Source organism: Cellulomonas gelida (genome assembly GCF_006538725.1).
GTDB classification, from domain to species: Bacteria; Actinomycetota; Actinomycetes; order Actinomycetales; family Cellulomonadaceae; genus Cellulomonas; species Cellulomonas gelida.
In genome coordinates, this window is record NZ_BJLQ01000023.1 from 53,861 (window position 1) to 63,043 (window position 9,183).

At 73.9% G+C, this 9,183-nt stretch carries 8 protein-coding genes and 1 tRNA gene; 1 reads left to right on the plus strand and 8 read right to left on the minus strand.

All coding sequences use genetic code 11. From position 1 onward, the window contains the following. Window positions 1-118: 118 nt before the first annotated feature. From CGE01nite_RS11210 to CGE01nite_RS11235, 6 genes are all read right to left on the minus strand, one after another. A tRNA-Ser gene (locus CGE01nite_RS11210) sits at window positions 119-208 on the minus strand. A gap of 62 nt (window positions 209-270) precedes the next feature. Then, window positions 271-1,560: a threonine/serine exporter family protein gene (locus CGE01nite_RS11215; RefSeq protein WP_141370981.1), complete on the minus strand. Its 1,290-nt coding sequence runs from the start codon at window positions 1,558-1,560 to the stop codon at window positions 271-273. 93 nt (window positions 1,561-1,653) lie between these two features. After that, window positions 1,654-2,046 (minus strand): YchJ family protein, encoded by a 393-nt coding sequence (locus CGE01nite_RS11220; protein ID WP_141370983.1) that lies wholly within the window; start codon window positions 2,044-2,046, stop codon window positions 1,654-1,656. Window positions 2,047-2,108: 62 nt separating this feature from the next. Beyond that, window positions 2,109-3,044: a permease prefix domain 1-containing protein gene (locus CGE01nite_RS11225; RefSeq protein ID WP_141370985.1), complete on the minus strand. Its 936-nt coding sequence runs from the start codon at window positions 3,042-3,044 to the stop codon at window positions 2,109-2,111. Between the two features lie 26 nt (window positions 3,045-3,070). After that, window positions 3,071-3,469, minus strand: a complete 399-nt coding sequence (locus tag CGE01nite_RS11230) for a PadR family transcriptional regulator (RefSeq protein WP_141370996.1) — start codon at window positions 3,467-3,469, stop codon at window positions 3,071-3,073. A 72-nt stretch (window positions 3,470-3,541) separates the two neighbouring features. Beyond that, complete coding sequence (locus CGE01nite_RS11235) at window positions 3,542-5,206, minus strand: eCIS core domain-containing protein (protein WP_141370987.1); 1,665 nt, start codon at window positions 5,204-5,206, stop codon at window positions 3,542-3,544. Window positions 5,207-5,714: 508 nt separating this feature from the next. Between CGE01nite_RS11235 and CGE01nite_RS11240 the strand changes: the two genes are divergently transcribed. Next, complete coding sequence (locus CGE01nite_RS11240; protein WP_141370989.1) at window positions 5,715-7,268, plus strand: MFS transporter; 1,554 nt, start codon at window positions 5,715-5,717, stop codon at window positions 7,266-7,268. Between the two features lie 67 nt (window positions 7,269-7,335). Here CGE01nite_RS11240 and CGE01nite_RS11245 read toward each other — a convergent pair whose 3' ends face one another. Further along, window positions 7,336-8,808, minus strand: a complete 1,473-nt coding sequence (locus tag CGE01nite_RS11245; RefSeq protein ID WP_229747299.1) for an RNB domain-containing ribonuclease — start codon at window positions 8,806-8,808, stop codon at window positions 7,336-7,338. A 67-nt stretch (window positions 8,809-8,875) separates the two neighbouring features. After that, the coding region (locus CGE01nite_RS16990) for a polysaccharide deacetylase family protein (RefSeq protein WP_503825997.1) at window positions 8,876-9,183 on the minus strand (308 nt) is incomplete at its 5' end.

The following is a 9,183-nucleotide window of genomic DNA, read 5'->3' on the forward strand; positions in this document are numbered from 1 at the left end:
TGGTTCGGTCGGTGGGCACGCTACCGGCACCGACCCACCGACGACGGCGACGCTCCCGGACGCGCGAGAGGCCGGACCAGCCTCGGCCCGGCCTCACGGCGCAGCGACGTGCACTCGGCGGAGACGGTGGGATTTGAACCCACGGAAGGGTTGACCCCTTCACGGCCTTAGCAGGGCCGCGCACTAGACCTGGCTATGCGACGTCTCCAAGTGCGCACAGGCTACCCGTGCAGGTCGCCGGGAACCAAAGCGCGTCCGCGACGAGTCGCCTCAGCGGTCGAACGCCCAGGTCCGGTCGGTGAGCATCCGGGCGACCGCGAGCCCGATCGACAGCGCCACGACCACGAGCGCGGCCTGCACGCCGTACGCGAGGGCCTGCAGCGTCTGGCCGTCGGACAGGTGGAAGATCGCTCGGTAGGCCAGCACGCCGGGCACCATGATGACGACCGCGGGCACCGCGACCGTCACGCGCGGCACGTCGAGCCGCGGCGCCAGGTAGGCGGCCAGCAGGCCGACGACGAGCGCGGCGCAGGCCGCGGCGCCCTGCGTGACCACGCCGACCTCGACGAGCAGCAGACGCCCGACGTTCGCGACCATCCCGACCGTCGCCGCGAGCACTGCCATGCGCCACGGGCTGTTGAACATGAGCGCGAACCCGATCACGCCGAGGAAGCTCGCGACGAACCGCAGCCCCCACAGCGCGAACGGGTCGAGCGCGGGCGGCGGGGGCGGGTCCGGCTGCAGGCCGACGAGCGAGGAGACCGCCCAGACCGCGAGCGCGGCCGACGTCAGGACCATGAGCGCGTACGTGAGCCGGGACAGGCCGGCGGAGAAGTCGAGCCGCGCGAGGTCCAGCGCGCCGGCGACGAGCGGGAACCCCGGGATGAGGAACAGCACCGACGAGACGTAGCCGGCCTCGTGCCGCATCGACAGCGCACCGAGCTCGTGCAGGCCGGTGACCAGGCCGAGGTAGGTGAAGCACGCGAGCGCCGCGGCCAGCATGGTCACGCCGAACGGGTTGTAGCCGCGGTGCAGCATCGCCCGCCGCAGGAGCTGGCCGAGCCCTGCGGCGACGAACACGCCGCCGATCTCGACGGGTCCGCCGTTGTTGAGGAACGCGAACGCGGCGCACGCGATCGCGGACCACAGCGCGTTGAGGAGCGCGTTGTACAGCGGCGGGCGGGCGGCGATGGTGCGGACCTCGGCGAGCACGTCGTCGACCGGGACCGGCACGCCGGTCTCGTCGTGCCGACGCTCGAAGCGCGAGACCATGCGCTCGATCAGGGCGAGCCGGTCGGCGTTCACGCCGACCGCGCGCACCTCGGTGACCTCGGTGCGGAACGACCGCTCGCGGTGCGACGTCGTCGTGATCTCGGTGAGCGTCACGTGCGCCTCGTGCCGCTCGACGCCCATCGCGCGCGCGATGCGCGCCATCGACGCCTTGACGCGGTAGGAGCCGGTACCGCCGGACAGGCTGAGCTTGCCGACCTGCAGCGCCGCTCCCGAGCGACGGATCAGGTCGAGCTCGTCGTCGTCGGGCTGGATCGAGGACGTGGACACCTGCACATCTTGGCGTGCCCGTGCGCGCGCGGCTGGGTCGATCGGTCCCAGGCGGCGGGTCGCGCAGGACGACCTTCGTCACACCCGGGCGGGTCACACGCTCGTCGTGACGTCCCCGTCGACGTACTGCCAGCCCTCCGGGCCGCGCACGAACCGGCTGACCTCGTGCAACGACCCACGGCCGCCCGGGCCGCGGTGGAACGCCTCGAACTCGACGGTGCCGGCGGTGTCGAACGCTCCCCCGCCGCTCGTCGCGCGCACGTCGAGCCGGTACCACTGCACGTCGTCGTCGAGCGTGAGGTCCGCCGGGCGCGTGCTCGGGTGCCACGAGCTCAGCAGGTAGGCGGCGTCGCCCACGGCGAACGCGCTGAACCGCGAGCGCATGAGCTGCTCGGCCGTGCCGGCGGTGCGGGTCCCGTGGTGCAGGGGTGCGCAGCACTCGTCGTACGTGAGCCCGCTCGAGCACGGGCAGCGGGTGGGGGCCACGCGTCCAGTGTGCGCGACCGGGCGCGGACACTGGACGCGTCGCGTGACTGTGCGCGTCCCCGTCAGGCGCGGCGGTCACCCGCCCCGGCGCCGAACAGCATCCTCGCGAGCATGAGCAGCCACGGGCCCGACGCGGCGACGAGCACCAGCCACGCCCACGCCCAGCCGCCCGCGAACCCGACGGCCAGGAACACGGCGGCGGCGACCGTCCAGAGGGCGGCGGTGTAGATGCCGAACCGGGCGGCGGCGGCCGGGTCCTGCTCGAACCGGTTGTCGGCGACGTAGGCCTGCTCGGCGTCGCGGGCCCAGGCCTTCTTGCGGTTGGTCTGGGTCGCGCCGAGGGCCGAGAGCAGGCACACCCCGACGACGAGCAACAGCCCGGCGGGGACGTACCAGCCGGTGGCGAGCGGCCGGAGCGCGGTCGCACCGGCGAGCGCGGCTCCGCCGACCGTCAGGCCGGCGCCAAGACCGTAGCCCGCGGCGCGACGGGCGGGCAGCGGGTGGTTGGTCGTCGTCTCCTGAGCCAGCGAGGCGCCGGTGAGCCAGCCGACCGCAGCCGCTGCGACGACGAGGGCGGCCAGGAGCGCCGCGTCGGCGACGTCGACGGTGCCGAGCGCACCGAGGGTCGCGACGACGAGTGCGCCCGCGCCGACGAGCGACGCCAGGACCACGCCGACGACGAACCCGGGGCGGGGGCGGACCTTCTGCAGCCGTGCGGCCTGCGCGGCGCGCTGCACCGCAGTGACCTGCGGCCGGGCGCCGTCCGGCGAGCCGACTGTGACGGGGGCGGCGCCTGCGGCGTCCGCGACGAGGGCCCGGACGTCGCCGAGCTCGTCGAACGCGCGCCGCGGGGCCTCGTCGGGCGAGACGCCGGCCAGCTGGAGCTCGAGCGCGCGGGCCTCGAGGTTGCTGCGGATCTCCTCCTTGAGGTCCTGGACCTCGGGCGTGAGGTCGACCCCGGCGAAGGCGTCGTCGAGCAGGCGGTGGACGGTCGACATGGGTCGGAGCCCTTCGTGGACGGAGCTCATCGGTCGGAGCCCTTCGTGGCGGGAGAGGTGCGGGGGGCGGGCTGGTCGAGCAGCGAGTCGATGACGTCGCGCGTGGCCACCCAGGCCGCGACGTTGCGCCGGTAGACGGCCCGCCCGGCGTCGGTGATCCGGTAGTACTTGCGGCGGCCGCCCTGGGACTCGTCGCCCCAGTACGCCTCGACCAGGCCGTCGGAGGTCAGGCGCCGGTACGTGGCGTAGAGCGTCGCCTCCTTGATCTCGTGCGTGCCGCCGGTGGCGTCGCGGATCGCCCTGTAGATCTCGAAGCCGTAGCGGTCGCCGTGGCGCAGGGTGCCGAGCACGATCGTGTCGGTGTGGCCGCGCAGCAGGTCGGCCGAGAAGGCGTCGCCTGCGGTGTCGAGCGTCGGTCGTTGCATCACGACGGGTACTGTATCTGATCTACTACCTGATGACAACGAACCGCCGTCGCTCACCGCACTCGCTCTGCCCTAGACCCCCAGGTCGATCACGACCTCCTCGCGCTTGAAGGTCGGCGGATCTGCCGGCAGGTCGGCGGTCATCGAGTACGGCACGCCGTAGTTGTTGGCCATGTCCATGACGAAGTGGAACCGGTGCACGCCGGAGGCGGACGTCGTGTACTTCTGGTTCCAGAACGCGAACAGGGCCCACGCGAGGGCCTCGAGCGTCTCGACGTCGGCACCCGCGCCGTGCGCCAGCTCCATGAACCGGCCGGTCGTGAAGCTCGGGCCCATCTGGATCGGCTTCTTGAGCCACCGCGCGGAGACGATCACCTCGTTCTGCTCGTCGAGCGTGCCGGTCGCCTTGTCCCGGAACGTCGCCTTGCCCGTGCCGTCGACCAGGTCGGCCTTGTGCGGTCCGCCGACCAGCGAGGAGCCCTTCGACTTGCTGGGCGGGACCTGGACGGCGGCCGGCTGGATCTCGAAGTAGCAGTCCGTCAGATCGTGGATCGCGGCGACCTTGGCCGCCAGCGAGTAGGTCGACGGGTTGTCGAACACGTCGCCGAACCCGCCGGTGAAGCCGATCAGGTACCACGGGTAGTACTTGCCCATGTGCCAGTTGCCGTACCGCGCCGCGATGGTCGTTCCCATCCGGGTCTGGAACTGGGTCTTGAGCTTGGGCATGAGCGTGTCGAGCTGGTGCGAGAGGTACGCGCTGTCCATGGCACGCGCCGCGAGGTCGGTCTCGGCCTTCAGCTGGGGGGCGGCCTCGATCTCGCCGACCAGCGCGACGGCCAGGTCGACGTAGTTCGAGTACACGCGCCCCACCGGGACCTGGCCCAGCACCGCGCGCTTGACCTGCGGCCCGATCCCAGCGGTGTTCTCGACCGCGATCCAGGAGGCCAGGAGTGCGACGACCTTGTCCTTCACGATCGCGATCTCGTTCGACAGCACGCGCCCCGTCTTGGGGTACGTCGTCCCGGTGACGGCCTGGTACATCGCCTGGTAGGTCGCCTCCGCGTCGGTGCAGCGCGCACCGTTCACGACGACGACGCGTCGGACCTCCTCAGCGCCGGCCGCCACCGCGTGCGGGGCACCGGGGGTCGCGTCGGAGGGCCGGTCGGACGGGAGGTGCCCGACGAGCGCGCGGTGCGCGAGCGCGTCCGCGGCAGCCTCCGCGGGGTCGTCGGCCCGTCCGACGAGCGGGGCGCGGCCGGTGCCGGACGAGCCCGAGCCCTCCTGGACGACGTGAGCCAGCTCGTGCGCGAGCAGCGACCGGCCGCCCGTCGTACCGGGCGCGTAGGTGCCCTGCGCGAAGTACACGTCCGTGCCGTACGTGAACGCCCGCGCCTGCAGCTGATCGGCGATCCCGGCGGCCGCGGGGTCCGCGTGGACGCGGACGCGCTCGAAGCTGGTGCCCATCGCGGCGCCGAGCGACTCGCCGATCTCGGCGGGCAGGCGCTCGCCGCGGCTCCGGCGCGCGTCGAGGACCCGGCGCAGCGGGGTGGCCACCTCGGTCCCGCCCAACGGGTCCGCCGCGACTCCGCCTCGTCGGACGAGGTCGGGGGCGACGACGTGCGACACGGGGGCGGGCCGCAGCGGCGCTCCCGGGACGGGCTGCGGGGCACCGTCCTGGGCGTCCGGGGGCGCCGTCCCCCGAGACGACTCGTGCACGTGCATCGCCACGTCAGTCATGCGGACCTCCCCCGGCAGCGGCGCCGCGTCCGCCTTCACCGTACGCCGGGTCGTCTGCGTGCGGGAGCCCCGGGAGCGGGTGACGTGACGCGCTGGATGGGCGCTCGCTGGATGGGCGCTGCGGGCGCTGCCGGCTCCGCGGGTCTGCGCCGGGCAGGGTGTCCGCTGTGGGCGAATATGCGTTGACCCGCACCCCACCTCGGGAGTGTGCTGACGACGTCCGACGACGACGGGGACGCGTCGGACGCCACGCGCGGCCGCGCGGACCGGACGTATCAGGGCGTGTCAGACCCTCTCGTTAGCGTCTGGCCCTCGGCCGGTGTCTCTTGGGACGTCGCGCCGACGGCCGCTCCCAAAGCACCGCAGCACGCCAGCACCCCCGCACCCCAGCACCACGTCAGCACGGCCCCTTCACTGCTCCTCTCGCTCCCGCACCCGCGCTCCAGCCCGGGTGCGGACGGTCTCGACGCCGCGCCACCGCGCGCCCTTCACAGCACGGAGAAACCCCATGTCCGAGCCCCTCACCGCGACGGCGACACCCGCCACGCCCGGCACCCCGGCCCAGCCGGGCTCGTCCGCGCCCGACCCTCGGCGGTGGCGCATCCTCGGCGTCATCGCCATCACGCAGCTCATGCTCGTGCTCGACGGGTCGATCATGAACATCGCCCTGCCGTCCGCGGCCGACGACCTGCAGATCGCCCCGAACGACATCCAGTGGGCCGTCACCGCGTACACGCTCGCGTTCGGCGGGCTGCTGCTGCTCGGCGGTCGCATCGCCGACTACCTCGGGCGCAAGCGCGCCATGCTCATCGGGCTGGTCGGGTTCGCCCTGGCCTCGGCGCTCGGCGGGGCCGCGGTCAACGCCGGGATGCTGTTCGGCGCCCGCGCGCTGCAGGGCGTGTTCGGCGCGCTGCTCGCACCCGCAGCACTCGCACTCGTCACCGTCACGTTCACCGAGCCGCGAGAGCGCGCCAAGGCGTTCGGCGTGTTCGGCGCGATCTCCGGCGGTGGCGCGGCGATCGGCCTGATCGCGGGCGGAGCACTCACCGAGTACCTCGACTGGCGCTGGTGCCTGTTCGTCAACCTGCCGATCGCGCTGGTCACCGCGGTGATCGGCGCGCGCGTGCTGCGCGAGTCGAAGGCGCACGGCGACACGCGGTTCGACATCCCCGGTGCGCTGCTGTCGACCGTCGGGCTCGTCGCGCTGGTCTACGGGTTCACCGAGGCCGCTCGCCGCGTCCCGGGCGAGAACGGCACGCCGACGACCGTCGGCTGGAGCGACCCGCTGGTCGTCGGCCTGCTCGTCACCGCCGGCGTGCTGCTCACCGCGTTCGTCCTGCTCGAGCGCCGGGTGCGCAACCCGCTGCTCCCGCTGCGGATCGTGCTCAACCGCAACCGCGGTGGCTCCTACCTGGTGTTCCTGCTGGTCGGCGCGGGCCTGATGTCGATGTTCCTGTTCATGACGTTCTACTTCCAGTACGTCATGGGCTACGAGCCGCTGCGCGCCGGGTTCGCGTTCCTGCCGTTCAGCCTGGTGCTGATCCTGTTCGCCGGGGTCGTGGCGCGGCTGCTGCCGCAGACCGGGCCGAAGCCGCTCATGATCACCGGGCTCGCGCTCGCAGTCGCCGGCATGCTCCTGCTCACCCTCACGCGGCCGGACTCGAGCTACTGGACCACGGTGTTCCCGGCGCTCGTGGTGCTGAGCCTGGGCATGGCGATGGTCTTCATCCCGGTGTCCTCGACCGCCCTCGTCGGAGTCGGCGGGCACGACGCGGGCGTGGCGAGCGCCATGCTCAACACCGCGCAGCAGGTCGGCGCCTCGCTCGGCATCGCTCTGCTCAACACGCTCGCGCTGTCGGCCACGACGAGCAAGCTCGCCTCGCTCGTCGCGGGCGGTGCGGACCCGGCGTCGCCCGCGACGCAGGCCACCGCCAACGTGGCCGGGTACCACGTCGCGTTCGTCGTCGGCGCGGGGATGTTCGCGCTCGCCCTGCTCGTGGCCGCGACCGTCGTCGTCGCCCGGCGCGACGACCTGCCGACGGAGGGTGCGGTCGTCGCCTGACGCCGGCCGCCGAGCGAAGGCCGACGCGCTCGCCCGGTCCGGGGGCACCCTGCTCCCGGACCGGGCGTCAGGCCTCCTCGAACCTCACGCTCCGCGTCGCGACATCGGTCGAGACGAGTCGCACGCGCTGCCGCGTACCTGCCTCGAGCCCGGTGCCCGCGACCTTGGCGTGCACCACCGGGTCGGCGAGCTGCAGCACGCCGGACGTGCCGTCGTCGGACGCGTCGACGACGATCCCGTCGAACACCTCCCCCTCGCGGCCGGCCAGCAGCGCGGCCTCGACGAGGTCGAGGCACCCGCGCTCGTACGCCGACGCGCGTCGGTCGCCCGCGGTCATCAGGTCGGGCAGCGTGGGCAGCGCCGCACGCACCCAGTCCGCGGGCTCCTCGTCCGCCGCGATCGCGAGGCAGACCTGGGTGGCGAACCGGTCGACGAGGCGCCGCAGCGGCGCGGTGACGTGCGCGTACGGCGAGGCGATCGCGCCGTGCCCCGGGTGCTCGGGACGTTCGCCGTCGAACGCGACATAGGCCGCGCCGCGCAGCAGCGTCGTCGCCTCGGTCAGCACCGCGGCCTGACGCGGGTCGGCGGCGTCGAGCTCGCCGACGACGTCGCCCACCTGCGCGCCCTGCGGCCACGCGACGCCGAGCGCGAGCGCGGTGCGCCGCAGCCGGGCCACGTCCTTGGGGTGCGAGGCAGGCAGGGTGCGCAGCACCCCGATGCGCGCGTCGAGCATGAGGCGTGCCGCGCAGATGCCCGTGAGCAGCGAGATCTGCGCGTTCCACTCCTCGACCGGCAGCGTCGTGCGGCTCGCGAGCTGCCACGTGCCGTCCGGCCCGAGCTCGACCTCCTGCTCGGGCATGGGCAGCGTGATCCCACCGCGCTCGCGCTCGGCGGCGACCCGCAGCTCGCCGACCCGTCGCAGCAGCGCGAGCGGCCCGTCCCCGGCGGCGAGCCCGGAGCGCGCGTCGATCGCGCGCTGGGCCTCGTCGTACGTGAGCCGCGCGGTCGAGCGCACCAGCGCGCGCCGCACGTCGACGCGCCGCGGCGCACCGTCGTCGTCGAGCTCGATCTCCCACAGCGCGGCGGGAGCCTCCTGGCCCGGCAGCAGGCTCGCCGCACCCTCGCTCAGCTGCGGCGGGTGCAGGGGCGTGCGGCCGTCGGGTGCGTACAGGGTGGTGACGCGGCGACGTGCCTCGTCGTCGATCGGGTGCCCGGGCTCGAGCCACGCGCCCACGTCCGCGATCGCGTACCGGACCAGGTAGCCCTTGCCGCGGCGCTCGACGTGCAGCGCCTGGTCGAGGTCCATCGAGCCGGGCGGGTCGATCGTGAGCAGCGGGATGTCGCGCGCGTCGAGGCGCTCCGCGGGCAGGGGGCCGGCCGCGGCGCGGGCCTGCGCCTCGGCGAGCACCGCGGCGGGGAACGCGGCGGGGACACCGAGCTCGTCCCGGAGCGCGGCGAGCCCGCTGCGGACGGCGGTGTCCACTTCGCGGGCCCGGTCGACGGCGACCGCGGGGACCAGGCGTACGTGACGACGAGGCACGCGCCGAGCCTAGAGGCGTAGGTCCACCCGTGCGCGCAGCCGCGCATCCCCGCGAGCGTGACGCGGGTCAGCGCCGCTCGTACCGCCCGCCCGGCGTCAGCGCGTCGCCGAGCAGCTCCGGGACGGTGACGAACGTGTAGCCCTGCGCGAGCAGCACGTCGACGATGCCGGGCACCGCGTCGACCGTCGAGACCAGCGGGTCGTGCATGAGGACGATGGAACCGGGGGTGATCCCCGCCAGCGCGTGCGCAGCGGTCGCCGTCGCGTCGCCGTGGTCCCAGTCGCGCGTGTCGACGTCCCACAGGATCGCCGCGTCGCCGCGTGCGCCGACGAGCCGCAGCAGCTGGTCGTCGATCGCGCCGAACGGCGGGGGGG

Coding starts and splice junctions, on each gene's coding strand:
- CGE01nite_RS11225 (WP_141370985.1), bottom strand. CDS start 3,044: ATGTCGACCGTCCACCGCCTGCTCGACGACGCCTTCGCCGGGGTCGAC.
- CGE01nite_RS11240 (WP_141370989.1), top strand. CDS start 5,715: ATGTCCGAGCCCCTCACCGCGACGGCGACACCCGCCACGCCCGGCACC.
- CGE01nite_RS11235 (WP_141370987.1), bottom strand. CDS start 5,206: ATGACTGACGTGGCGATGCACGTGCACGAGTCGTCTCGGGGGACGGCG.
- CGE01nite_RS11230 (WP_141370996.1), bottom strand. CDS start 3,469: ATGCAACGACCGACGCTCGACACCGCAGGCGACGCCTTCTCGGCCGAC.